This window comes from Mycobacteroides sp. CBMA 271 (assembly GCF_009729205.1).
GTDB lineage: Bacteria > Actinomycetota > Actinomycetes > Mycobacteriales > Mycobacteriaceae > Mycobacterium.
In genome coordinates, this window is sequence record NZ_VTHB01000004.1 from 462960 (window position 1) to 486539 (window position 23580).

The 23580-nt window shown below is 63.8% G+C and carries 24 protein-coding genes; 18 read left to right on the top strand and 6 right to left on the bottom strand.

Annotation, left to right across the window (positions count from 1 at the left end; translation table 11 throughout):
* The first annotated feature begins 47 nt into the window (after positions 1 to 47).
* Positions 48 to 1172 (top strand): Xaa-Pro peptidase family protein, encoded by a 1125-nt coding sequence (locus FZI91_RS13560; protein WP_155939457.1) that lies wholly within the window; start codon positions 48 to 50, stop codon positions 1170 to 1172.
* Here the strand turns inward: FZI91_RS13560 and FZI91_RS13565 are convergent.
* On the bottom strand, positions 1162 to 1587 hold the full coding sequence (locus tag FZI91_RS13565; protein WP_155939458.1) for a F420-dependent biliverdin reductase: 426 nt from the start codon (positions 1585 to 1587) through the stop codon (positions 1162 to 1164). The two genes, FZI91_RS13560 and FZI91_RS13565, sit on opposite strands and share 11 nt — an antisense overlap.
* Before the next feature lie 68 nt (positions 1588 to 1655).
* Here FZI91_RS13565 and FZI91_RS13570 point away from each other — a divergent pair, with 68 nt between their 5' ends.
* From FZI91_RS13570 to FZI91_RS13585, 4 genes are read left to right on the top strand one after another with little or no spacing between them, the layout of a single operon-like run.
* On the top strand, positions 1656 to 2381 hold the full coding sequence (locus FZI91_RS13570; protein WP_162526423.1) for an SDR family NAD(P)-dependent oxidoreductase: 726 nt from the start codon (positions 1656 to 1658) through the stop codon (positions 2379 to 2381).
* Positions 2342 to 3604: a precorrin-6y C5,15-methyltransferase (decarboxylating) subunit CbiE gene (gene cbiE, locus FZI91_RS13575; RefSeq protein ID WP_155939459.1), complete on the top strand. Its 1263-nt coding sequence runs from the start codon at positions 2342 to 2344 to the stop codon at positions 3602 to 3604. Before FZI91_RS13570 ends, cbiE begins: the two co-directional genes overlap by 40 nt.
* Positions 3601 to 4356, top strand: coding sequence for a precorrin-4 C(11)-methyltransferase (gene cobM / locus FZI91_RS13580; RefSeq protein ID WP_162526401.1), 756 nt, complete (start codon positions 3601 to 3603; stop codon positions 4354 to 4356). Before cbiE ends, cobM begins: the two co-directional genes overlap by 4 nt.
* A gap of 8 nt (positions 4357 to 4364) precedes the next feature.
* Positions 4365 to 5093 carry a cobalt-precorrin-6A reductase gene (locus FZI91_RS13585; protein WP_155939589.1) on the top strand — a complete coding sequence of 243 codons (729 nt, stop codon included), beginning with the start codon at positions 4365 to 4367 and terminating at the stop codon, positions 5091 to 5093.
* Here the strand turns inward: FZI91_RS13585 and FZI91_RS13590 are convergent.
* Both FZI91_RS13590 and FZI91_RS13595 read right to left on the bottom strand, forming a co-directional pair.
* Complete coding sequence (locus tag FZI91_RS13590; RefSeq protein WP_155939461.1) at positions 5065 to 6543, bottom strand: precorrin-2 C(20)-methyltransferase; 1479 nt, start codon at positions 6541 to 6543, stop codon at positions 5065 to 5067. The two genes, FZI91_RS13585 and FZI91_RS13590, sit on opposite strands and share 29 nt — an antisense overlap.
* Complete coding sequence (locus tag FZI91_RS13595) at positions 6540 to 7166, bottom strand: precorrin-8X methylmutase (RefSeq protein WP_162526402.1); 627 nt, start codon at positions 7164 to 7166, stop codon at positions 6540 to 6542. The genes FZI91_RS13590 and FZI91_RS13595 overlap by 4 nt, the downstream gene beginning before the upstream one ends.
* 172 nt (positions 7167 to 7338) lie before the next feature.
* On the opposite strand from FZI91_RS13595, the gene FZI91_RS13600 reads away from it, so the two are divergent.
* From FZI91_RS13600 to FZI91_RS13620, 5 genes are read left to right on the top strand one after another with little or no spacing between them, the layout of a single operon-like run.
* The gene (locus FZI91_RS13600) at positions 7339 to 8229 is read left to right on the top strand and encodes a diiron oxygenase (RefSeq protein ID WP_155939462.1); all 891 of its coding nucleotides are present in this window, start codon (positions 7339 to 7341) and stop codon (positions 8227 to 8229) included.
* A 1-nt stretch (position 8230) separates the two neighbouring features.
* Positions 8231 to 9067 (top strand): hypothetical protein, encoded by an 837-nt coding sequence (locus FZI91_RS13605; protein ID WP_155939463.1) that lies wholly within the window; start codon positions 8231 to 8233, stop codon positions 9065 to 9067.
* Positions 9068 to 9078: 11 nt separating this feature from the next.
* Entirely contained in the window at positions 9079 to 9330 is a 252-nt protein-coding gene (locus FZI91_RS13610; RefSeq protein ID WP_155939464.1) for an acyl carrier protein, read from the top strand.
* 2 nt (positions 9331 to 9332) lie between these two features.
* Positions 9333 to 9797 (top strand): MaoC/PaaZ C-terminal domain-containing protein, encoded by a 465-nt coding sequence (locus tag FZI91_RS13615; protein ID WP_155939465.1) that lies wholly within the window; start codon positions 9333 to 9335, stop codon positions 9795 to 9797.
* Between the two features lie 2 nt (positions 9798 to 9799).
* Positions 9800 to 10618, top strand: coding sequence for an SAM-dependent methyltransferase (locus tag FZI91_RS13620; RefSeq protein WP_155939466.1), 819 nt, complete (start codon positions 9800 to 9802; stop codon positions 10616 to 10618).
* A 15-nt stretch (positions 10619 to 10633) separates the two neighbouring features.
* On the opposite strand, the gene FZI91_RS13625 is transcribed toward FZI91_RS13620, so the two are convergent.
* A complete protein-coding gene (locus FZI91_RS13625) occupies positions 10634 to 11200 on the bottom strand; it encodes a TetR/AcrR family transcriptional regulator (protein ID WP_162526403.1) in 567 nt (188 codons plus the stop codon).
* A 28-nt stretch (positions 11201 to 11228) separates the two neighbouring features.
* Between FZI91_RS13625 and FZI91_RS13630 the strand changes: the two genes are divergently transcribed.
* Both FZI91_RS13630 and FZI91_RS13635 read left to right on the top strand, forming a co-directional pair.
* The gene (locus FZI91_RS13630) at positions 11229 to 12428 is read left to right on the top strand and encodes an MFS transporter (protein WP_162526404.1); all 1200 of its coding nucleotides are present in this window, start codon (positions 11229 to 11231) and stop codon (positions 12426 to 12428) included.
* Positions 12425 to 12943 carry a pyridoxamine 5'-phosphate oxidase family protein gene (locus FZI91_RS13635; RefSeq protein ID WP_155939469.1) on the top strand — a complete coding sequence of 173 codons (519 nt, stop codon included), beginning with the start codon at positions 12425 to 12427 and terminating at the stop codon, positions 12941 to 12943. The genes FZI91_RS13630 and FZI91_RS13635 overlap by 4 nt, the downstream gene beginning before the upstream one ends.
* On the opposite strand, the gene FZI91_RS13640 is transcribed toward FZI91_RS13635, so the two are convergent.
* Together FZI91_RS13640 and cobG are read right to left on the bottom strand one after the other, a co-directional pair.
* Entirely contained in the window at positions 12927 to 13802 is an 876-nt protein-coding gene (locus FZI91_RS13640) for a LysR family transcriptional regulator (protein WP_155939470.1), read from the bottom strand. The genes FZI91_RS13635 and FZI91_RS13640 overlap by 17 nt on opposite strands.
* Before the next feature lie 139 nt (positions 13803 to 13941).
* Positions 13942 to 15078 (bottom strand): precorrin-3B synthase, encoded by a 1137-nt coding sequence (cobG, locus tag FZI91_RS13645; RefSeq protein WP_162526405.1) that lies wholly within the window; start codon positions 15076 to 15078, stop codon positions 13942 to 13944.
* Between the two features lie 33 nt (positions 15079 to 15111).
* Between cobG and cobN the strand changes: the two genes are divergently transcribed.
* The 6 genes from cobN (at position 15112) to lnt (ending at position 23576) form a co-directional block, all read left to right on the top strand.
* Positions 15112 to 18741, top strand: a complete 3630-nt coding sequence (gene cobN / locus FZI91_RS13650) for a cobaltochelatase subunit CobN (RefSeq protein WP_162526406.1) — start codon at positions 15112 to 15114, stop codon at positions 18739 to 18741.
* A 9-nt stretch (positions 18742 to 18750) separates the two neighbouring features.
* On the top strand, positions 18751 to 19155 hold the full coding sequence (locus FZI91_RS13655; RefSeq protein ID WP_155939471.1) for a PPOX class F420-dependent oxidoreductase: 405 nt from the start codon (positions 18751 to 18753) through the stop codon (positions 19153 to 19155).
* 24 nt (positions 19156 to 19179) lie between these two features.
* A complete protein-coding gene (locus FZI91_RS13660) occupies positions 19180 to 19581 on the top strand; it encodes a PPOX class F420-dependent oxidoreductase (RefSeq protein WP_162526424.1) in 402 nt (133 codons plus the stop codon).
* 38 nt (positions 19582 to 19619) lie between these two features.
* On the top strand, positions 19620 to 20141 hold the full coding sequence (locus FZI91_RS13665) for an FxsA family protein (RefSeq protein WP_155939473.1): 522 nt from the start codon (positions 19620 to 19622) through the stop codon (positions 20139 to 20141).
* A 125-nt stretch (positions 20142 to 20266) separates the two neighbouring features.
* Positions 20267 to 21799, top strand: coding sequence for an amidohydrolase (locus tag FZI91_RS13670; protein ID WP_155939593.1), 1533 nt, complete (start codon positions 20267 to 20269; stop codon positions 21797 to 21799).
* Positions 21792 to 23576: an apolipoprotein N-acyltransferase gene (lnt, locus tag FZI91_RS13675; RefSeq protein WP_155939474.1), complete on the top strand. Its 1785-nt coding sequence runs from the start codon at positions 21792 to 21794 to the stop codon at positions 23574 to 23576. Before FZI91_RS13670 ends, lnt begins: the two co-directional genes overlap by 8 nt.
* Positions 23577 to 23580: the final 4 nt, after the last annotated feature.

Here is a 23580-nt window from a genome sequence, read left to right on the forward strand (position 1 = left end):
GAGTCATCTGACACGGCACTCAACCTATGCCAGATAGCCTGAACCGTATGGCAGCCCAGCGTTTCGAATCCGATGTCTACGCCAACCGTCTGCAACGTGCCGCACACGAGGCTCACGCCGCGGGGTTGGCCGGATTGGTGATCACACCCGGATACGACCTGCGATACCTCACCGGGTCGCGTGCGCAGACCTTCGAGCGGCTCACCGCGTTGGTGCTCCCTGCGGCAGGAACACCCACCGTGGTGGCGCCGCGGATGGAGCTCGCGGCCTTGAAGGATTCGGCGATCGGCGATCTCGATATCCCGATCAGCGACTGGGTGGACGGCGATAACCCGTACACGCTGGTGCGCAAGGCATTGGGGGGCCCGGGTCAGGTGGCGGTCACCGAGTCCATGACCGCGCTGCATTTGCTTCCGCTCGCAGATCTCATCGGCTCGGTGCCGGTGCTGGCCACCGGGGTGCTGCGTCGACTGCGGATGATCAAGGACGCCTCCGAGATCGACGCACTTCGCAAGGCGGGGGCGGCCATCGATCGGGTGCACGCGCTGGTACCCGAACTCCTGGTTCCCGGTCGCACGGAGGCGCAGGTTGCCGCTGATATCGCGGAAGCGATTGTGGCCGAAGGTCATTCGGAGGTTGCGTTCATCATCGTCGGGTCCGGACCGCACGGCGCCGATCCGCATCACGAGTGCTCTGATCGTGAGCTATTGGCCGGGGACATCGTCGTGGTGGACATCGGCGGCAGCTACGAGCCGGGCTACAACTCCGATAGCACCCGTACCTACAGCATCGGTACTCCCGATCCCGTTGTTGCCCAACGGATTGCGATACTGGAACGTGCGCAGCGCGCCGCCGCCGAGGCGGCGCGGCCCGGGGTGACGGCCGAGTCCGTGGACGCCGCCGCCCGTCGGGTTCTCACCGAGGCGGGGATGGGGGAGGCGTTCGTGCATCGCACCGGGCACGGAATCGGGCTGTCGGTGCACGAAGAGCCCTACATCATCGAAGGAAACGAGCTGATCCTGGAGCCGGGCATGGCGTTCAGTATCGAGCCGGGTGTCTACTTTCCTGGACAGTGGGGCGCACGGATCGAGGACATCGTCGTCGTCACCGAAGATGGTTGTGAATCGGTGAACTTACGCCCGCATGGCCTGACGGTGGTGCCTACTCCGTAGGTGCGTCGCCGCGATTCAGCAGGTCCGAGGAACCGAGCACTCGCTCGATTTTGACCTCAATGACCACACGCTGCGGGTTGACGCGCGGCGTGCGGTAGCGCTGGGCGTAACGCAGCTCGGCGTCGCGCACGGGTTCCTTATCGGTGACCACTGTGGCCGAGCCCTCTAAGGAGAGCCAGCGGGCTCCGTCGACCTGACTCAGCACCGCGAGGCCGCCGCGCTCGGCGTTGACGGCTTTCTGTGACCCGCCGGTGGTGATGACCCGCGCAATGTGGGTTGCGGGGTCAAAGGTGAAGCCGACGGCCACCACATGTGGGCTGTTGTCCTGCCGCAGCGTCGTCAGCATCGCCAGATGACGCTCGGAGAGAAACGCCAGCGCATCATCGGTGAGTCGGGTCGTAGGGGTGTTCGCCATCAACGCTCACGCTAGCGCAGGACATAATCGCTGACGTGACCGACACGGTGCGACACTCCGGCCAGCTTGTGGTGATCTTCGGCGGCCGTAGCGAAATCGGGGTGGAGGTCGCCACCCGCCTGGCGCCGGGGAACACCGTGGTGTTGGCGGCCCGCCGGGCAGATGACCTGCGAGACGAGGAGCAGCGAGTCCGCGATGCCGGAGCACTCGCTGTGGACCGCATCGAGTTTGATGCCGACCGGCTCGACACCCAGGAATCAGTGCTGGCCTCGATCATCGAGCGGCACGGGGCCATCGATGTGGCGGTCGTGGCATTCGGCCTCCTGGGTGATCAGGCCCGGGCGGAGACAGATGCCGGGCATGCGGCGAAGATCGTGCAGATCGACTACGTGGCACAGGTCGCGCTGCTGACCGACCTGGCCGTCCGGATGCGCGGTGCTGGCGGTGGTGCGCTCGTGGTGTTCTCGTCGATCGCCGGTTGGCGCGTTCGGCGCGCCAACTACGTATACGGATCGGCCAAGGCGGGGCTGGACGGATTCGCGAGCGGGCTCGCCGATGCGCTGCACGGTTCGGGCGTGCGCCTGTTGATCGCGCGCCCCGGCTTCGTCGTCGGCCGGATGACGCAGGGGATGGCGCCGGCGCCGTTGTCGAGCACGCCGGCGCAGGTGGCCGAGGCGACCGTGCGTGCGCTGCGCCGCGGGAAACGTACCGTATGGATTCCGCGGGCCCTGGGGACATTCGCATTCGTCATCCGATGGGTACCGTCGTCTGTATGGCGCAGGATGCCCCGATGAACCGGCGGATTACCGTGATTGGGATCGGAGCCGACGGGGTCGATGGCCTGTCGCTGCGGTCCCGCCGTGAATTGCAGCGTGCATCAGTAATTTTCGGCTCGCTGCGCCAGCTGGGACTGCTGACCGAGGAATCTCTGGCGGCCGAGTCCCGAGTGTGGCCATCGCCGCTGCTGCCCGCGCTGCCCACCATGTTCGACGGCCTGGGGGACGTCCACGTCCTGGCGAGCGGCGACCCCATGTTGCACGGCATCGGAACCACGCTGACCCGTCTTTTCGGCGCGCACAGCGTCAACGTGCTGCCGCATGTCTCCAGCGTGTCGCTGGCTTGCGCCCGAATGGGATGGGCACGCAACGATATCGAGGTCATCAGCCTCGTCAATGCTCCTGTTGTCTCGGCGGTCCGCAACGGCGGGCACGCGGTGGTGCTGAGCCGCAATGCCGATACTCCGGGCGAGCTGGCGAAGGTATTGACCGATGCCAAGCTGGGGGCTTCACGGCTGACGGTGCTTGAGCAACTGGGCGGCGCGGCCGAGCGTTGTGTTGAGGGCACCGCCCGCGACTGGGTTGACGCGCCGGTCGATACCTTGAATGTCATTGCCGTCAAATATGTTCCGGAGGAACACGGTGCCGTGCTGCCCTTGGTTTCCGGGCTGCCCGAGGCCGCCTTCGATCATGACGGACAGATCACCAAGCGCGAGATCCGAGCCGTCACGTTGGCATCGTTGGCGCCGCGGTCCGGTCAGCGGCTGTGGGATGTGGGCGCCGGTTCGGGCAGCATTGCGATCGAATGGTCGCGCAGCGGCGTCGGCTGCAGCGCCGCGACATTCGAGATTAAGCCCTCGCGTCGGTCCGCCATCACCGCCAATGCGACAAAGTTCGGCGTCGATATCGAGGTTTTCGAGTCGGCGCCAGAGGATTTCGACAGTGCGGGGCCGCCCGACGCAGTCTTTGTCGGCGGCGGTGTGACGCAGCCGGGTCTGCTTGAGGCCTGTTGGGAACGCGTGCCGGCAGGGGGCCGGATCGTCGTCAACGGGGTGACCGCGGAGTCCGAAGCGCTTTTGTTGCAATGGTATTCCCTACATGGGGGAGAGCTGCGTAGGTTTCGGATCGAAGACGCCACCCCGCTCGGGGCCTTCACCAGCTGGAGGTCCCGGCTGCCAGTCGTTCAGTGGAGCACCGAAAAACCCAAGCTCGATGTCTTCCCGCGAGCGGATCATCCATGACCGTCTACTTCATCGGCGCGGGACCGGGCGCCGCTGACCTCATCACGGTGCGCGGCCAACGCATCCTGCAGCGATGCTCGGTGTGCCTGTACGCGGGTTCGATCATGCCGCGCGATGTGTTGGATGTTTGCCCGCCGGATGCGCGGATCATCGATACCGGGCCGCTGACCCTGGATGCCATCATCGAGGAGATATCTGCCGCCGACGCAGAGGGATTGGATGTCGCCCGGCTGCATTCCGGAGATCCCTCGCTGTACAGCGCGGTCGCCGAGCAGTGCCGCAGGCTGGATGCGCTGGGCATCGGCTATGAGATCGTGCCTGGTGTTCCCGCTTTTGCCGCCGCGGCGGCGGCGCTAGGTGCCGAGCTCACGGTTCCGGGTGTCGCACAGACCGTGACGATCACGCGGGTGTCGACGCTATCCACCGCGATGCCCCCGGGCGAAGATCTGCGCGCCCTGGCCGCACCGGGTGCGACGCTGGCCCTGCACTTGGCGGCGGCTCAGATCGATACCGTCGTTGCCGATCTCGGCGCGGGGGGATACCCGCCGGACACGCCGGTCGCCGTGGTTGCGTATGCCAGCTGGCCATCGGAAATCATCCTGCGGGGCACCCTGGCCGATATCGCCGGGCAGATGAAGGAGTCGGCCGTGACTAAGACGGCGGTGATCTTTGTCGGAAAGGCGCTTGCCGCGGAGGGGTTTACCGAGAGCTACCTGTACTCGGCGGGACGTCGGAGAGGGGCGACCCACTAATGAAAATTCTGATCCTCGGCGGCTCGGCCGAGGCACGCGAGTTGGCTGCGCGGCTGGTGCCCGGGTTCGACGTCATCACCTCGCTTGCGGGGCGGGTACGCAATCCGGCCGTGCCGCAGGGCGCGCTGCGCGTCGGAGGCTTCGGCGGCGAGGCGGGGCTACGAAAATGGCTGTTGGACAATTCTATTGACGCGGTGGTCGATGCCACCCATCCGTTCGCTGCGACCATCACCGAGAATGCGGCGGCGGCCTGCGCCAGATTGGCTATCCCGCACGTGATCCTGCGCCGTCCACCGTGGCCGGCCGGGGATGCCACCGTCGTGTCCACGGCCGCCGAGGCCAAGGATGTGGTGGTCGCGCAGGGGTTCTCGCGGGTCTTCTTGACCTCGGGGCGGTCCAGTATCGGAGCATTCCTATTCTCAGACGCCTGGTATCTGATCCGGGTGGTGGAGGCGGTGCCCGCCGACCAGCTTCCTGAGCGGCACCATCTGCTGTTGTCCCGCGGCCCTTACGCGCTGGCTGCGGAAACAGAACTTATGCGCCAGTACGAGATTGAGGTGCTCGTCACCAAGAACAGCGGCGGCACGATGACGTCAGCCAAACTGGAAGCAGCTGCGGCGCTCGATGTTCCGGTGGTGATGATCGACAGACCGCCGCTGCCGGAGAACGTCTGCGTGGTGTCCACCGTGGACGAGGCACAGCGGTGGATTACCGAGCGGGATACCGCCGAGGCGTGAACACCTGCGGGCCAGTGGCGGTGTCTTGCCACTGGGTCTGCGATGAACCGATGATCAGCAGCGTGCGCATGTCGACCGCCGAGGGGTCCAGTTCTCCAAGGGTCGTCACCCGCACGGATTCCCCTGCACCACCGACATCGCGCCCCAACACCACAGGGGTCGCCGGGTCGCGGTGTTCGAGCAGTACCTCACGCATGGAGGCGACCTGCCATGTCCGTGACTTCGATGCCGGGTTGTATATGGCAAGCACCAGATCGGCCGCGGCGGCGGCACGCAACCGGGATTCGATGATCTCCCACGGTTTGAGCCGATCGGACAGTGAGATCACTGCGTAGTCGTGTCCGAGGGGTGCCCCTACTCGGCTGGCCACGGCCTGCGCCGCTGTCATCGCGGGAAGGACGCGCACCGTGACATCGGGCCATGCTCGGGCTTCTTCGAGCACCGCTGCGGCCATCGCAAACACGCCGGGATCCCCGGAGGATACGACGGCCACCCGTCGGCCGCCGGCCGCGAGCTTGAAGGCCAACTCGGCGCGCGCGGGCTCATCGCGGTTGTCACTGGCGTGACGAATCTGGCCGTCTCGGGCGGGTATTCGGTCCAGGTATGGGCCGTAGCCGATGAGATCGGTGGCCCGCAACAGTTCTTGGCGCACCTCGGTGGTCGTCCAATCGTGCTGGCCGGGGCCCAGCCCGACAACGCTCACCATGCCGTCGGGTTCGACGTCCGCGACGGATTGCGCGCCCGGAACCAAGACCAGCGAGAAGTACGGCACCGAGTCCGGATCGACCTCGGCCGCGGGCAGTACGCGCTGCGCTGCGGTGCTGGCGCGCTCCACGTAGTACGCCCGATCCAGGACACCGGCGGTCTTCAGCGCCTGCTGCACGGCCCCGTAGGAGCGGCCCAGCTTCATGATGACCGCCGCGTGCGAATCGCTGAGCCTGCGGGCGATTTCGTCGGTCGGCAGGGTGCCAGGAATGACGGTCAGGATCTCGTCGGCTTCCACCAACGGAGTCCCCGTGGCGGCCGATGCCGCACTTACCGACGTCACGCCGGGGATGATCACCGCGTCGAACCTGCCGGTCAGCCGACGGTGCATATGCATGTATGAGCTGTAGAACAGCGGATCGCCCTCGGCGAGCAGTGCCACGTTGCGACCGGAATCTAGGTGGGCGGCAATCCGATTCGCGGATTCCTCGTAAAAGTCATTAATTGCGCCCCGGTATCCGCCCGGATGGTCGGTGGTCTCGGTGGTCACCGGGTAGACGAGGTGTTCCTCGATCTGGCCGTGCCGCAAGTATGGTTCGGCGATAGCGCGGGCGATGCTGCGACCGTGCCGGGCACTATGGAATGCCACCACGTCGGCCTCGCCAATGACGCGGGCGGCCTTGACGGTTACCAGCTCGGGATCGCCGGGGCCCAGCCCGACACCCCAGAGAGTGCCTCTAGTCATTCTTGGTCGCTCGCAATCGCATTCACGGCGGCGGCGGCCATTGCGCTACCGCCCCTGCGCCCCCGTACCAGTAGATAGTCCATCCCGCGGGGCCGGTCGATGAGTTCCTGCTTGGACTGCGCAGAGCCGACAAAACCGACGGGCCCACCGAGAACGGCGACCGGAGGCGCCACGCCCTCGTCGATGAGCTCGAGTATCCGGAACAGGGCAGTAGGAGCGTTCCCGATCGCGGCCACCGCACCCGGCAGACGATCGGCCCAAAGATCTACGGCAGCAGATGATCTGGTGCTTCCGGTGCGCTGCGCGAGATCCGCGGCGCGCGGATCGGCGACCAATGACACCACCTCGTTGTCGGCGGGCAGGCGCAAACGGGTGATCCCGGCCGCGACCATCGAGGAATCGCACAGGATGGGGGATCCGGCGTCCAGCGCTGCCCGGGTGCGGGTCACGACATCGGGAGTGAACGCGATTTCGCCGGGCAGGTCCACCTGTCCGCAGGTATGGATGAGACGGACCACCACGCGTGCCACATCGTCCGGGAATGCCGACAAGTCGGCCTCGGCCCTGATGGTTGCGAACGACTGCCGATAGATCTCGGCTCCGTCCCGCACGTAGTCCAGCACGCGCTCACCCTACGGGTGCCGCTCCAGCGGTCGATAACCCAGCTCCGTTCCCGCCAACTGTCCGGTGATGCGCAGCAGGCATGACCACTGCACCATTCGTCATTACCGGGCGGACGAATGCGCCCCTAGCTTTGAAACGAACCGAGTGACTAGTGACGCGAGGGAGCCCCAAATGACTAATCTGACTGTCGGCAACGATCGCATCGCGTCGTTACTCGGGCGTCTCAGCGAGAAATCCGTCGAGGACTACTACAACCCCTTTACTCACTTCGATTGGGCGGAATCGCTGCCAGACGATGTGTACTGGATGACCCCAGAGCTTCTGAGCGTGGCGGGTACGGAGGCGGCCAATGAGATCACAGCAGAAGATATTCAGAAGCTGAGCAAATGGGAGAGCATAAATTTCTACAGCATGAATGTTCATGGGATCAGGGAGCTGATCATGGAGGTGGTTCGCCGGATCCATATGCCGGGATTTGAACTGCCGTCGGAGTTCTTTCATCATTTCATCGGTGAAGAGAACGAACACATGTGGTTCTTCTCCGAGTTCTGCCTGCGCTACGGCAAGAAGATATATCCGACTCTGCAAGCTCCCGTGCCTTCCTCGGGAAGTCCTGCGTTAGCCAATCTTCTGGTGTTTGCGCGGATACTTATATTTGAGGAGGTCGTTGATCACTACAACGTGACAATGGCATCTGACGGCAATCTTCACCCAACAATTCGCGAGGTCAACCGAGTGCACCACAAGGATGAATCTCGACATATCGCGTTCGGACGAGAGCTTGTCGCGTCCCTATTTGCCGATGCGAAAGAAAAGCTGGACGAGGCAGAACGTGCGAACCTGGAAACGTATTTGAAAAGGTACCTTCTTTCGATATTGAACTCGTTTAGTAATCCGAGAGCGTATCGGGATGCAGGTCTCACGTGGTTGACGGGAAGACGCTCGGAAATCATCGCCTCCAGTGAGCGCCGGGCGGCTTATAGACACATAGCTCGAAAACCTCTCACGTTCCTTGTCCGTGAGGGACTCATTTCGGATCCAACGCTGCCAGAGGCGGTGTGACATGTCGGTGTCGATTCCGGTGGATCACCGCGTTGGCTTGCAGTGGTTGAACGTCGACCAGACGAGGTTGTTACGCGCCGTTGATGGTCTGGTGCAGGATGCCGGTGCGAGGCTGGGCTCCGACGAGATAATCCCTCCAGCGCTTCTTCCCGTGAGTACTTTGGATGCCTTTGACTGCTATGAGAATTTCCCTCATCTGGCGTTTGTCGCGACCACGCTTGACACCAAGTCGCCGGGATCTCTCACCGCAATAGATGACCAAGCCGCATCTGGCGAGTTCGCGCCGACCACGCTGGAGGCCGGCTTACTCGGACTTCCCACCGCTGCCTGCTGGGGCATCTATGCTGCTCTCGCCAATCAGCAGCTGCCGGGGAACACCTTGTTCTCGACGGTCAATCGCTGCTTTCGTGCCGAAGACCACTACGAACCGCTCCGACGAGTTTTGGGTTTCCACATGCGCGAGATCGTGGCGGTCGGATCGTTTGATTTCTGTTCTGCGCATACCGCGAGTTTTTCAGCCCGGATAGTTGAGCTCTGCAATGCATTGCGGTTCGATGTCCAGGTGGAGCCCGGCTTGGATCCATTTTTTGATAAAGAGGCTCCGCGTGCGGTGTTTTCAAAAATATCTCCGGTCAAATACGAATTTGTGGTGGATGGCATATCAATCGCTTCGATCAACAATCATCGGACATTCTTCGGCGTGAATAGTGATATCAGGGTTGGTGCAGATATAGCGAACACCAGCTGTGTGGCATTCGGGTTGGAGAGATGGGTTTCGGTCCTGCAATCCCGAGGCATCGTCGCCTCGGATATCAAACAACTGAGCAGTTCATTCTGAAAGGAACATATATGACGCTGGCAATCGATGCGACTCAGGGTGCGGAGAAAATTGAGCAGTGGATCCTGAAACGCAAGAAAGAACTGACCGATGTGGACCATGATGAGGATCTCATCGAGAATCGCTTGATCGACTCTCTGGCATTCGTTGAATTCTTGCTCTACCTGGAAGAACTCTCTGGTAACGAGGTCCCGCTCGACTCGATTGATGTCGAGGATTTCCGAACAATCAACAGTATCGTCGCCAAGTATCTTCAGGGGTAGGAATGGCGGCCACATTGGGTTTGGACTCGCGCTACGTGATAGGTGCCGAGCATGTAATTCCGGCCGTCCTGGCTGACGCTGACGAGATGGTCGAATTCGCGCGGAAATTTGATCCGCAAGCGATACATCTGTCAGACGCGGCGGCCCGCGAAGCCGGATTCGCTGGGCTTGTGGCCAGTGGTTGGTACGTCTGTTCGCTCTTCATGCGCCAGTTCGTGTCGTCCATCATCAACGACTCATCGGCGTTGGTATCGCCCGGTGTGGAGAGTATCCGCTGGCTCAATCCACTGATAGCCGGAGTCGAGCTCTCGGGCGTCGCAAAGGTATCGAAGGTTCTCCCTTCGTTCAGCGTTCCGGGTGGCTCGATTGTCACGTTCGACGTGGAACTTGGATCCGTGTCCGAGCCCCCCGTCAAGATCGCCACTCTCTCGATGCATTGCCTATTCGGAAGAAACAGGAAGGACTGACAATGAAGCACGTCTCCAGGACATCTCAGTGGACTGCGGCGGCCAGGGCGCTGGAAAGCGAACGCGATGATCCGTTGTTCGTGGATCCGCTTGCTCGGACTCTGGCCGAGCCGGAGGGTTTTGATCTGTTGAGACGCTACGGAGGTGGAGGTCTGCAGGAGTTCGTAGCCATCCGTACTAAGTACCTTGACGACCTGATCGAGGCGCGTTTGATCGTCGAGCCCGCCAGCCAGGTGGTGCTGATTGCCGCGGGTATGGACACCCGTCCATACCGCTTGCAGTCCGTTGTGGATTCCACGCGCTGGTTCGAGGTGGACTATCCGGCGCTTCAGGGTGAGAAGGCGCAGAGAATCGGCGAACTCGGCGTGAATCCGCGCACCGAGATCCGTTATGTCGGTACTGACTTGGCGTCCGATTGGATTCCCGATCTGGTGTCTGCCGGATGGGACGCAAGTGCGCCCACCGTGTGGATACCCGAGGCGCTTTTGTTCTTTCTCACGCCGGACCAGGCGTTCGGATTACTTTCGACGCTGCGTCGACATTCAGCACCGAACAGTGTTCTCGGGGTGGATATTCTGAGTCAGACACTCTTGACCAGCCCGGCCACCCGCTTGTTCCTGTCGCTGCTGGAAAGGGACGATATTGCGTGGAAGTTCGGTACAGACAGCCCCGAGGATTTCGTAGCGAGCACTGGCTGGACGAATTTGATTGTTCAGGAACCTGGTGAGTCGGGGGTGGGGGAGCAGCGGTGGCCTTATCAGGTCCAGCCTCGTTCTCTGGAGGGTGTATCGCGCAACTGGCTTGTGAAGGCTGCGGCGTAGCTCGCACTGAAAGATTCAGATCCGGTTTGCGTCAATAACTTTCATCACAATCCGGTGTAGGTCTGGCGCTACTGGCGACCGCAAGGCCGCCAGTAGCGTCACTCCTTCTATGAGCGCGACGATGGTGCTGGCGACTTCCTCGGGGTCGCTGATGGCGGCTCGCATGAGCTCTGCCGTGATGAAGTCGTGGTAGCGCCGGATGTGTTCCTGGGCGATCCTGTGGGTCTCGTCGGCTTGTTGCTGACCGATCGCGGTGTTGACCACCAGGCACCCGGTGAACCCCGGCGAGGTGTGCCATATGCCGAGATCTCGGCAGAGGCTGATCACGCGTTCAAGGCCAGGTCTGCGACGTTGGGCTGATTCGAGGATCTGACGGTGGACATCCTCGCTGCGCTCGGCGACAACGCTGTTCACCAACGTGTCCTTGTTGGGGAACTCCTTGTAAAGACTGGCTTTTGAGACTCTCGCGGCGACGGCGATGTCATTGACCGTTACCGCCGCGGCTGAGCGCGCGCTGAACAAATCGGTCGCTGATCGCATGATGCGCGGCCGGGGGTTTCGATGGGATCCAGGGGTTGTCACAAACTGTACTGTACCGTACAGTTCAGATATGGCAAGAACTCCAATGATGTTGCTATGGAGCGCGGTCTTCGCTGGATACGTAGCACTCGGCGCCACTATTCAGGTGTTACCCCCATACGTGACGGGCAGATTCGGGACCAGCGCAACGGTGGCTGGATGGACCGTTGGCATTGCCTTCGCAGCGACGGCGCTTAGCAGGCCTGTTGCGGGGTGGTTCGCAGATGCCGGTCGATCACGGGTGTTTGTGCGGTTGGGCGGACTGCTCACCGCTCTGGGGGGAGCTGGACATCTGATTGCGCAGTCTGTGGGAGAGATACTTGTTGCCCGGATTGTGATGGGTGCCGGGGAGGCGGCGCTCTTTTCGGCGGCCATCCCATGGGTACTGGCCGGCGTGCCTACAGCCGAAAAAGGCAAGGTCGCGGGCTGGTTTGGGCTGTCGATGTGGGGTGGGCTGGCGGCCGGTCCTGTGCTCGCATCTGTCATATTGCAGACCGGTTCCACCCGCGCGGTATGGGTGGTTGTCACCCTCCTGGGTTTGCTTTCCTTTGTGTTGGTGTCCCTGGTTCGGGCTCCTGAGTCGCCCTCGGATCTGAGGTCCCCATTCTCGCTGCGAGGCCTGCTCCCGCGAGGTTCTACCGCTCCAGGGGTGGTGTTCGGGTTGTCTGCCTACGGTTACGGGGCCATCAATGCGATCCTGGTGCTCGACCTGCATTCTCGGAACCTCGCTGCCGCAAACTACGCGTTGGCAGTGTTCGCAGCCGCATTCCTGGTAACGAGATTCCTCGGAAGTCCGTTGGTGACCCGTTGGGGAGGGCGGGCCGTGTGGTTCGTGGTGATCGTGATTGAAGTGGTAGGCGCGTTGTTCCTTGCGATTCCCAGCTTGGGAACTGTGGGCGCCGTTGTCGGGGCGGCGCTCACTGGAGTTGGTGTATCACTGATGTTTCCGGCGACGGTGTCCGTCACTCTCGGGCGGACGGGGCGAACGGCGCCGGGAACTTCGGTGGCGGTCATGACATCGTTCTGGGATTTGGGTCTGTTGATCGCGGGCCCGCTGAGCGGGCTGATTGCAGATCGCTCTGGATATGGCGCCGCTTTCGCTGTGGCGGCCGGGGTCGCGTCTTTCGCGCTCCTGCTCGGGCTGGTTACGAAAACGTCGTTGCCGCACGGATCGGTGGAATCCAGGTCAGGTACGGCGCTAGGCCGCGAGGAAGAACGGGAATCAGTATGACTGGCTATTCGCGGATTGCATATACACCGGGTGTCGTTGCTCAGCAGATGCTCCACGGCAGTGAAAAGGCCATTGCTCGATCGGCGCAAGGTGACCGGTTCGAGGGGCTGAGCGACGCGGAACGACGCTTTATCTCACTGCGAGACGAGTTTTACATTGCAAGTGTTGGTGAAACTGGCTGGCCGTACATTCAATACAAGTCCGGGTTAGAGGGTTTTGTATCGGTTGGCGAGTCCGGCATGACGCTAAGCTACCGCGAAATTGCTGGGAATCGGCAGTATATTTCGTTCGGAAACATCAAGGCCAACCCCAGGGTATCCCTGTTCTTTATTGACTATGTGGGCCGCATGAGGCTCAAGATATTTGGCGTCGCGCGCCTGCATCAGAATGAAATGTCCGAGAAAGTGGAAACACGAGTTGAGATATCCGTCGAAGCATCCGACTGGAACTGTCCCAAGTCGATAATTCAGCGGTTCGGGCTCGACCAGGTCGCCGCAATTATCGACGGCCGTTGACTGTTTCTTTCTGTATGACCTGGTGGACCACTTCGGCAAACTTTCGCGCGATCTGCTCGAATGCGGCGTTCTCCCATATCAGCCACACCGGTGCCGGGGGTGCATCGCACACGTCTATGTAGTTGATGCCGGGGTACGGGTGCATCACGCGGGTTGACTCGGGTGTCAAGCCGATCCCCTTGTTCAGGGAAACGAGGTGATTCCATTCGTCAATCGACTCGACGAGCAGCGGCGGTTCCATCGAGACTCCGCGATGCGCCCACGCCTCCATTGTTGTTGATCCGGACACGGAGTTGAGGATGACCGTCTCACCTTGGTAGTCCTCCATCCGTAAGACGTCCCGCCGCGAAAAACGGTGACGTATCGAGACGGCCGCAACGCGTCGTTCCGCGAATAGGAGAACCCGGTTCTTGGAGGTGGGTGCCAGGGTGCGAACTACAGCGAGGTCGGCGGCGCCGGAATCCACCCCGCCACTGCGATCCTGAAACCTCCTCAGGTAGAGGTCGACATCGGGGTCCCCTGTAGATTCCCATTGCTGAAACGCGTCGTTGGTATACCTGCCCAGTATTGACCAGGTATATCCGATGGTGAGGGTGCGACTTGCAACGTGCCCTGATATTGCTAGGTCGAAAGCATGAACAGCGTGGCGTGCTCGCGTAACTACGGTCAAGCCATCAGGAGTAAGTATCGATCCGCCGGATGACCGCTCCAGCAATGCTGTTCCCATTGACCGCTCAAGTTGGCTAATTAATCGAGATAGATGAGGCTGCCCTATCCTAAGCTCGGACGCCGCTCTGGTAATGCTCCCGGTGTCGGCGACGGCCAGGAGTGCTCTGAGATGTCGAATTTCTGCCCCCATATTGACAAACTTTATCGCGCACTAAATCGACTTTCCCCGACTAAAGGATAAGGTTAATCAACTTTGGAATTATTAATCTAGATGCGTGGAAGCATTGCGGATCAAGGTGTATCTGGCCTATCGCGCTAGGCGCTATTCTTTAATTCCGCTCCAGCGGTCGATAACCCAGCTCCGTCGCCACGAGCACCTGCCCGGTACTGGGGCTGCCGCAGGCCCGGGGGCAGCCGACCCAATGGCGGTGCACCGGTGAATGGATACCGCTGGCCAGCTCTTCGGCCACGTCCAGACGCACATCGGCGTGCACGTCTGTTCGCGAGCGCGCGCACCCCGGCGACCCGGTGCATGAACTGATGTTGAGCCAGGGAGATCGATCGTCGAATACCAGGCCCATGGGGGCCAACACCCGCAGCACCGAGTCGGCCTCCTCCGGGAGCAGATCACACAGGAGCAATGAGCGCCAAGGGGTGATCACCACGGGTTTCTCGGCCGCCGCCAGCAGCGCTGCCAGTGAAGCTGGCAGCTGTCCCAGCGGAACCGCCGCGCCGAGCGTCACCAGGTCACCGGACTGCCGTTGTTCAATCCAGCCCACCGGCGCCCGAGGGGCGGGCAGGGCGTCGGGCGGACCTTCGATCAGCGTTGCGCCGATTGTCTTGGCGAGCGTCTCGGCGCCCGACGGTAGTTCCGCGACGCGCCATGCGTTTTCCCGAGTTCGCACGAAGACATCCGCCACCGCGAGCAGGCATTCGACGGCGTCGTCATGGCATTCGGAGGTCCGATGTCCGTCGATGAGCAGCCGCCAACCGGCGGCTTCATGCCGCAACCCGATGTCGGCGCCCATGGCGTCCATGTCGCCGCGGCCGTCGTCAAGACCGAACAGAAACCGGCCCGGCAGCTCGGCGAGGGCGGGGGACGCGACGAGTCCGCGGTCGAGTGCGTGCACCATCGGCCGGATGTCGGGGAAGTCGCCGACGCGGCCCGACAGTGGCGACGCCACGATGTTTCGCGCCCGCTCGTGGCTGGCGGACGGCAGCAGCCCGACCGCCGTCAGCAGACCCGACACAGCATCCGCATCGCGTATCCCGCGGATCTGAAGATTGCCGCGGGAGGTGAGTTCCAAGACCGGTGCGCCGTGATCCCCGGCCGCTTGGGCCAACGCCGCCAACTGCTCGGATGTCAGCATGCCCCCGGGCAGCCGCACCCGCGCCAACGGCCCGTCTGCCGCCTCATGCAGACGTAGTGCGCCGGGGCACGCATCGTCTGCACTGGAGCGGGTCACCTACTCACCGTAGGACTACGGTACGAATGTCCTGTGAGTGATGCCCGGATACTTGTGCTGTCGACTTCCGACACCGACCTCTTGACCGCCCGTGCCAGTGGTGCGAACTACCGCTGGGCCAACCCTTCTCGCATCCATGTCGATGATCTTCCCGGTCTCGTGGATGGCGTCGGAGCGGTGGTCATCCGGCTTCTCGGGGGTCGCCGCGGATGGGAAGACGGCATCGACGCCGTCATCGCCTCCGGTGTGCCGACCGTCGTGGTTTCGGGTGAACAGGTCCCTGACGCCGAGCTCATGGAATGCTCCACCGTCCCGGTCGGTGCTGCGCTGCAGGTGCACCGGTACCTGGCCGAGGGTGGTACCGCGAACCTGCGCCAGCTGCATGCCTTCCTGTCCGACACCGTATTGATGACGGGAATCGGCTTCGAGCCGCCGGCCCCCAATCCGGTCTGGGGTGTATTAGACAGACGCAGTAAGGCTGGCATTATCGCCGCCGACGGCCCCACCGTCGCGGTGCTCTACTACCGCGCCCAGCAGCTCGCCGGAAACACCGGGTACATCGAGGCGTTGTGCACCGCGATAGAGAACGGCGGCGGACGGGCACTTCCGGTGTACTGCGCATCCCTTCGGACCGCGCCGCCCGAGCTCTTGGCGGCATTGTCGGCTGCCGACGCCATGGTGGTCACCGTGCTGGCCGCCGGTGGCGCAACGCCGGCGACCGTGGGAGCGGGGGGAGCCGACAATGAGTGGAATGTGGCCCACCTGGCCGCCCTTGATATCCCGATCTTGCAGGGGCTCTGCCTCACCAGTGGGCGCGACGCTTGGGATGCCAACGACGACGGCATGAGTCCGTTGGATGTCGCGACGCAGGTTGCGGTCCCCGAGTTCGACGGCCGCATCATCACCGTCCCGTTTTCGTTCAAGGAGATCGACGACGACGGGCTCATCAACTATGTTGCCGACACCGAACGCTGCGCACGGGTGGCGGGTATCGCCTTGCGGCACGCCAAGCTTCGCTCGATTCCCGCCGCGGAGCGCCGGATTGCCGTGGTGTTCTCTGCCTATCCCACCAAGCACGCCCGGATCGGCAATGCGGTGGGGCTGGACACTCCGGCCAGCGCGGTGGCGCTGCTCACTGCGATGCGTGCAGCGGGCTACGACATAGGCCCCGACGGTGAGATTCCCGGCGTGCCGGCGACCGGTCGGCCCGCGACCGACGGTGACGGCGATGCGCTGGTGCATGCCCTGATCGAGCGGGGCGGCCAAGACCCGGACTGGCTCACCGCGGAGCAGCTGGCGGGCAACCCCATTCGGGTATCGGCGCAGCAGTACCAGGAGTGGTTCTCGCGGCTGGCGCCCGGACTTGCCGAGCGGATCGTCGAACATTGGGGTCCGGCGCCGGGGGAGCTGTTCGTCGACACTAGCGCCAATCCTGACGGCGATATTGTGGTTGCTGCCATGCAATCAGGCAATGTAGTTTTGATTGTCCAGCCGCCCCGGGGATTCGGAGAAAATCCGGTAGCCATCTACCACGACCCGGACCTGCCTCCCAGCCACCATTACCTGGCCGCGTACCGGTGGCTCTCGGCTCCACGCGAGGAGGGCGGATTCGGTGCCGACGCGCTGGTGCACCTGGGAAAGCACGGCAATCTGGAATGGCTACCGGGGAAAACCGTTGGGCTGTCAGCGGATTGCGCCACCGATGCCGCCCTCGGGGATCTGCCGTTGATCTATCCATTCCTCGTTAACGATCCGGGGGAGGGTACGCAGGCCAAACGTCGCGCGCACGCGACCCTGGTTGACCATCTCATTCCGCCGATGGCGCGCGCCGAAACCTATGGTGATATCGCGCGTTTGGAGCAATTGCTCGATGAGCACGCGAATATCTCGGCCTTGGATCCGGCCAAATTGCCTGCCATCCGCCAGCAGATCTGGACGCTGATGCGCGCGGCGAAGATGGACCACGATCTCGGGTTGGAGGAGCGTCCGGACGAGGACGTCTTCGACGACATGCTGCTGCATGTGGACGGATGGCTCTGCGAGATCAAGGATGTTCAGATCCGCGACGGGCTGCACATCCTGGGCAGCGCGCCTACGGGTGAGGCCCAAGTGGACCTGGTGTTGTCGATCCTGCGTGCCCGCCAGATGTGGGCGGGCGAACAATCGGTGCCCGGACTGCGCCAAGCGCTTGGCCTTGCCGAGGATGGCACCGACGACCGTGTGCGCGTGGACGAGATTGACCAGCAAGCACGTTCGCTGCTCGCCTCGCTGCAGGCGGCGGGCTGGAACCCCGATGCGGTGGCCGATCTCACCGCTGACCCCCAGGTCGCGCAGATCCTGAGGTTCGCGGCCACCGAGGTGGTGCCCAGGCTCGACGGAACCAACGGCGAGATCGACGCGGTGCTGCGGGCATTGGATGGCCGGTTCATCGAGGCGGGACCGTCGGGTTCACCGCTGCGCGGGCTCGTCAACGTGTTGCCGACCGGGCGTAACTTCTATTCGGTTGACCCCAAGGCGGTTCCGTCGAAGCTGGCCTGGGAGACCGGGCAGGCGATGGCCGAGTCTCTGGTGGAGCGGTACCGCGCCGATTACGGAGACTGGCCACGATCGGTTGGGCTCTCGATCTGGGGAACCTCCGCGATGCGGACCTCCGGTGACGACATCGCCGAAGTCCTTGCACTCCTGGGTGTTCGACCGGTGTGGGATGATGCTTCCCGGCGAGTGGTGAGCCTGGAGGGCATTCCGCTGGAAGAACTGGGGCGCCCCCGGATCGACGTCACGGTGCGTATCTCCGGATTCTTCCGGGATGCCTTCCCGCACGTGGTGACCATGCTCGACGATGCCGTCGCGCTGGCCGCGGGACTCGAAGAACCCGCCGAGCAGAACTTCTTGCGCGCGCACGCCGAGGCCGACCGCGCTGAGCACGGGGATTGGCGGCGCGCCACCATGCGCATCTTCGGCTCCAAGCCTGGCACTTACGGCGCCGGGCTGCTTCAGCTGATCGATAGCCAAAACTGGCGCAATGACTCGGATTTGGAGCAGGTGTACACGGCGTGGGGCGGATTCGCCTACGGTCGCGGGCTCGACGGCGCCGCCGCGAGCGAGGATATGCGTCACCAGTATCGCCGGATTGCGGTGGCGGCCAAGAACACCGATACCCGTGAACACGATATTGCCGACTCCGACGACTACTTCCAGTACCACGGCGGCATGGTCGCGGCGGTACGGGCGCTCACTGGTAAGGCACCTGCGGCGTACATCGGCGATAACACCCGACCGGACGCGGTGCGTACCCGCACGTTATCTGAAGAAACCACAAGGGTTTTCCGTGCTCGTGTGGTCAACCCGCGTTGGCTGGAGGCGATGCGCCGGCATGGCTACAAGGGCGCCTTTGAAATGGCCGCGACCGTCGACTACCTGTTTGGGTATGACGCCACCGCCAACGTGATGGCGGACTGGATGTACGAACAGCTCACCAAGAGCTACGTGCTCGACGAACAGAATCGCAAGTTCATGCAGCAGTCCAACCCTTGGGCGCTGCACGGAATCGCGGAGAGGTTGCTGGAGGCCGCCAGTAGGGGACTCTGGGAGAGCCCCGATCAGCAAGTTCTTGATGATTTGCGAACGGCTTTCTTGGAAACCGAAGGTGAGCTGGAGTCGTAGCATCGGGCCATGGCCGCGGGTGATGGTTTGGACATTGGTGGCGTCGCGGCGGGGCGCTACGTCCTGTTGACGACGTTCACCAAGGACGGTGTGGCGAAACCGACCCCGATGGGATTCGTCGCCGAGGGTGACGAGCTCCTCCTCACCACGAGTGCCAACACCTGGAAGGTCACCCGGATTCGGCGAAACCCGAAGGTGACGGTGGCCGTCTGCACGCAGAGCGGCCGCGTGATCAGCCCGACATCCGATGCCACCGCTGCGATCGTCGAAGACCCTGCCTCCGTCGCACGCATCCGCGCCGCGGTGGTCAAGCGGTACGGGCTGCCCAGCCGGATCGTCACCGCGTGGTTGGACCGGCGAAACGGCGCCAGGGTTGGGATTTCGGTGACTCTCGGGGCACCGGAGTTGTGCTGACATACCTGCCCTCTGATTCCTAGACTGGGCGCCATGAGTGCAAACCTCGCGGTGCCGACATTCGATGAAGTCGGCGCGGCCAAGTACGTGTCGCTGACGACATTCACCAAGGACGGCCGCCCCAAGCCCGCCGCCGTCTGGGCGGCACCGGACAACGGCGAGCTTCTTGTGTGGACGGAATCCAACGCATGGAAGGTGCGTCGCATCCGCAAGACCACCCGCGTGACGCTGGCGATCTGTGATGCGCGCGGCAAGGTACGCAGCGGTGAGGTCGAGGGAACCGCACGTGTCCTGGATCCCGACGGCACCGAGCGGGCGCGCGACGCCATCTCCCGCAAGTACGGCCTGCTGGGCTGGGTGCTGGTCAGGGCCAGCGTCCTGCGCCGCGGCAAGAGCGGCACCATCGGACTGGCCATCACCGCCTGACACGGGAACCTGGCGGCGGGCCGGCTCGTTGATCCGGTATGTGGCCAGGCCTGTTTCTGCTGTACGTGATCGTTGAGGTGTCTGCCCTGGTGGCGTTGACCTCCGCGGTAGGCATCGGCTGGACGATCATCGCCGTCGCCGGGACGTTCGTTGTCGGACTCATCCTTGCCGGTTCACAGGCCCGGCGTGCCATTGACCAGTTGCGGCGCGGAGTTCGATCACCCGGAGGGGCCGTCGCGGATGGTGCGTTGATCGCGCTCGGGACCGTCGCCGTCGTGATCCCCGGGTTGGTGTCCTCGACCATCGGCTTACTGCTACTCCTGCCGCCGACTCGCGCCGTGCTGCGGCCGGTGCTGACCCTTGTCGCCGCGCGGCAGCTGGGCCGTCGGGCGCCACTGATCACCGTCATCCCCATCGGATACGGAGCGTTCCAGGCCAGCCAGGCCGGCCAGGCCCGCGGTGCCACCGTCGACTACATCGACGGTGAGGTCATCGACGTCAGTGACGGCGCAGCGACCCCGTCAGATTTCTACCGTCCCGGCCGCGACCTGCCTGCGTAGACGTCGGCTCGGCCCGGCAGAATAACCAAGTGCACACTCGCCCGGACGCTCTTCGCGCAAGCGGCTCATCGCACCTCCTCGTCAATGCGCGCGTGCACAGCCCGTCGCATCCGGCGGCGACAGCCATGGCCGTAACCGGCGGTGTCATCAACTGGATCGGCGAGGACGACCTTGGCCGCGCCGAGTTCCCTGGTGCTGAAGTCGTCGACCTAGACGGCGCGTTCGTTGCACCGGCATTCGTGGACGCCCATGTGCATGTCACCGCGCTGGGGTTATCGCTCATCGGACTCGACGTATCCGATGCGACCTCCCGCGAACAGTGCCTGGCCCGCCTGGCGGCATACGCCGCGGAGCACCCCGATGACGTGATCTGGGGGCATGGTTGGGACGAGTCGCGATGGCCGGATCGTCGCCCCCTCAGCACCGCCGATCTCGATGCGTCCACACCCGGTAGGGCCGTGTACCTCACCCGTATCGATGTACACGCCGCGGCGGCATCGACGACGCTGCGTCAGCAGGTGCCCGCGCTGGTCGAGGCCACCGGATTTCACCCCGAACACCCGCTGGTAGACGAGGCGCACCATCTGTTGCGAGCCCATGCGCGCAGCGCCCTGTCCGGAGCCACTCGTGCCGCTGCCCGGCGCGCGGCCCTGGATAGCGCGGCGTCGCTCGGGGTGGTGTCGGTGCACGAATGCGGCGGGCCGGAAATCGGCGGGCTTGAGGACTTCCGCGAATTGCTGGCCACCGAGCACGGCGTGCAGGTCACCGGGTACTGGGGTGAGGCGGCCCGCGATACGGATCACGCACGCGAGCTCATCACCTCGACGGGGGCCGCCGGGCTGGCCGGTGACCTTTTCGTCGACGGAGCGCTCGGATCGCGCACCGCCTGGCTGCACCAGCCCTACCACGACGCGCCGCACACCTGCGGCACGCAGCATCTGGATGCCGAAACCGTTGAAGCCCACCTAGACTCGTGCACGCAGGCCGGTATCACCGCGGGATTTCACGTGATCGGCGATGCCGCTGTTACCGAGGTAGTCGACGCTTTGGCGAGGGTCGCCGCGCGTCACGGTGTGCCCGCCGTGGCCCGGTGCGGCCACCGTCTGGAGCACCTCGAAATGGTCAACGCGGCGCAGGCAGAGCAACTTGGCCGGCTTGGGGTCATCGCGAGCATGCAACCGGCGTTCGATGCCCTCTGGGGTGGCCCGGACGGTATGTATGCGGATCGACTCGGCCCGGACCGAGGTACTCAGCTAAACCCGCTCGCGCTGTTAGCATCCCAAGGCGTGCCCCTAGCGTTTGGCTCCGACGCACCCGTCACGCCCATGAATCCGTGGGTGACAGTGCGGGCGGCGGCCCATCACCGCACCGCAAGTAGCTCCGTATCGCTGCGCGCGGCGTTTGGCGCCGCGACCCGAGGCGGCTGGCGCGCCCAGGGCATTCACGACGGCGTGACCGGCACCTTGACCCCGGGAGCGCCTGCTAGTTACGCGATTTGGGAGACAGGTGACCTGACCATCAACACCAGCCAACCGGGCGTTCAGCGGTGGTCCACCGACCCGCGCTCGCGCGTCCCGGCACTACCGGACCTCGAAGCGCTCACTGCATTGCCCACATGTCTGCGAACCGTGCACCGCGGCAAGGTGATCCATGGCTGACGAAGCGCTCGACGAGGATGTGACGGAGCTCGAGGCTCCGAACGACGTTGAAGACGACGAGGTTCCCGGCGAGGCGGAACCGTCACGCGGCGCAGTAATCGCCGCTGCCCTGCGTGCTCGGGTGGCCGCGTTCGGCCGCGCCTGGCTGCGTGCCGCGCCCCGTCAGGTCGGGGTCATCGGTGGGGGTCTCGCCCTCTGTGTGAGCTTCCCGCCGTGGGGTTTCTGGTGGGCGGCATTCCCCGCGCTGTCGATTCTTGGATTGGTGCTGTGGTCGAGGCGCACCGCGCTGCGCGGTGGTCTCGGGTACGGGCTGCTGTTCGGTCTGGCCTTCTACATCCCGCTGCTGCCCTGGACGGGCGAGCTGGTGGGTGTGTTCCCCTGGCTGGCGCTGTCCCTGCTGTGTGCAATTTCGGTTGCGTTCTTCGGCGTACTAGCGGTCGCGGTGCGCAATCTGCCGGGCTGGCCGCTGTGGTTCGCTGCGGCGTGGTCGGCCGCGGAATGGGGTAAGGCAAGCATTCCGTTCGGCGGTTTTCCTTGGGGCCGTATTGCTTACAGTCAAGGTGACGGACCCATGCTCGGGCTCGCTCGGTACGGCGGAGCGCCGCTGGTGTCTTTCGCTGTGGCCCTGGGAGCGTTCGCGGTGACCGCGCTCGGCATCGAGTTGTACCGCTGGTGGCGCAGTCCGGCCGCGGGCCCCGACGGTGCCCGGCCGGTGCCCTCGGTGCTACTGCCCGGCGTCTGCGTATGTCTGGTCCTGTTTGCGATGGCGGTGAGTTGGCAGCAGGTTCGGCATGCAAGTCACGGAGCCACGAACGGGCGGACCGTCACCGTCGCGGCGGTGCAGGGCAATGTGCCGCGACTCGGCCTGGATTTCAACGCGCAGCGGCGCGCGGTGCTGGACTACCACGTCAAGGAAACCCTGTTACTCGCCCAGGACGTCAAGGCCGGGAGGGCTCCGGCGCCGCAGTTCGTGGTGTGGCCGGAGAACTCCTCGGACATCGATCCGATCCGCAATGCGGACGCGGCCGAGGCCATCACCGAGGCCGCGAAGACGATCGGTGCGCCGATTCTGGTTGGTGGGGTGCTGCGGCACCCCGATTCCACCCCCGAACAGCCGAAGTCGATCAATTCGGTGATTGTGTGGGATCCGGAGACAGGCCCGGGGGAGCGTCACGACAAGCAGATCGTGCAACCGTTCGGCGAGTACCTGCCGTGGCGCAGCTTCTTCGCGCACTTCTCCGAGTACGCCGATCGCGCCGGGTATTTCGTCCCCGGAGACGGCAACGGCGTCGTCACCGCGGGCGGTGTGAAGATCGGCGTGGCCACCTGCTGGGAGGTGCTGTTCGACCGGGCGCTGCGACAATCCACGCTCAACGGCGCCGAGATTCTCGCCGTGCCCAGTAACAACGCCCTGTTCGGCACTGCGATGAGCGAACAGCAGCTGGCCATTTCCAAGGTGCGGGCCGTCGAGCACGATCGTGAGGTCATCGTCGTCGGTACCACCGGGATCAGCGCCTTTATCGCTCCCGACGGCGTGGACGCGGGCCGCACCAAGTTCTTCGAACCGGCCTACATCGACATGCAGGTGCGCCTGCACAACGACGTGACACCCGCCACGCAATGGGGCCCATGGATCGAGTGGGCGCTTGCTCTGATCGCGGGACTGGCCGTCCTGGCCTCGGCTGGCCTGGCGATACTGCACAATGGAGGGCTGAAGCGGCGCAAGAATGTGCCAGATGATGAGGCGGAGTTGGCCTCACCGAGTAAGGAGACCTGACCGG

What these genes read in the sequence shown, in the direction of transcription:
- FZI91_RS13560 (WP_155939457.1), top strand. Translation starts at nt 48, where the DNA reads ATGGCAGCCCAGCGTTTCGAATCCGATGTCTACGCCAACCGTCTGCAA.
- FZI91_RS13565 (WP_155939458.1), bottom strand. Translation starts at nt 1,587, where the DNA reads ATGGCGAACACCCCTACGACCCGACTCACCGATGATGCGCTGGCGTTT.
- cbiE (WP_155939459.1), top strand. Translation starts at nt 2,342, where the DNA reads ATGGGTACCGTCGTCTGTATGGCGCAGGATGCCCCGATGAACCGGCGG.
- cobM (WP_162526401.1), top strand. Translation starts at nt 3,601, where the DNA reads ATGACCGTCTACTTCATCGGCGCGGGACCGGGCGCCGCTGACCTCATC.
- FZI91_RS13590 (WP_155939461.1), bottom strand. Translation starts at nt 6,543, where the DNA reads ATGACTAGAGGCACTCTCTGGGGTGTCGGGCTGGGCCCCGGCGATCCC.
- FZI91_RS13600 (WP_155939462.1), top strand. Translation starts at nt 7,339, where the DNA reads ATGACTAATCTGACTGTCGGCAACGATCGCATCGCGTCGTTACTCGGG.
- FZI91_RS13605 (WP_155939463.1), top strand. Translation starts at nt 8,231, where the DNA reads ATGTCGGTGTCGATTCCGGTGGATCACCGCGTTGGCTTGCAGTGGTTG.
- FZI91_RS13610 (WP_155939464.1), top strand. Translation starts at nt 9,079, where the DNA reads ATGACGCTGGCAATCGATGCGACTCAGGGTGCGGAGAAAATTGAGCAG.
- FZI91_RS13615 (WP_155939465.1), top strand. Translation starts at nt 9,333, where the DNA reads ATGGCGGCCACATTGGGTTTGGACTCGCGCTACGTGATAGGTGCCGAG.
- FZI91_RS13620 (WP_155939466.1), top strand. Translation starts at nt 9,800, where the DNA reads ATGAAGCACGTCTCCAGGACATCTCAGTGGACTGCGGCGGCCAGGGCG.
- FZI91_RS13630 (WP_162526404.1), top strand. Translation starts at nt 11,229, where the DNA reads ATGGCAAGAACTCCAATGATGTTGCTATGGAGCGCGGTCTTCGCTGGA.
- FZI91_RS13635 (WP_155939469.1), top strand. Translation starts at nt 12,425, where the DNA reads ATGACTGGCTATTCGCGGATTGCATATACACCGGGTGTCGTTGCTCAG.
- FZI91_RS13640 (WP_155939470.1), bottom strand. Translation starts at nt 13,802, where the DNA reads ATGGGGGCAGAAATTCGACATCTCAGAGCACTCCTGGCCGTCGCCGAC.
- FZI91_RS13655 (WP_155939471.1), top strand. Translation starts at nt 18,751, where the DNA reads ATGGCCGCGGGTGATGGTTTGGACATTGGTGGCGTCGCGGCGGGGCGC.
- FZI91_RS13665 (WP_155939473.1), top strand. Translation starts at nt 19,620, where the DNA reads ATGTGGCCAGGCCTGTTTCTGCTGTACGTGATCGTTGAGGTGTCTGCC.
- FZI91_RS13670 (WP_155939593.1), top strand. Translation starts at nt 20,267, where the DNA reads ATGGCCGTAACCGGCGGTGTCATCAACTGGATCGGCGAGGACGACCTT.
- lnt (WP_155939474.1), top strand. Translation starts at nt 21,792, where the DNA reads ATGGCTGACGAAGCGCTCGACGAGGATGTGACGGAGCTCGAGGCTCCG.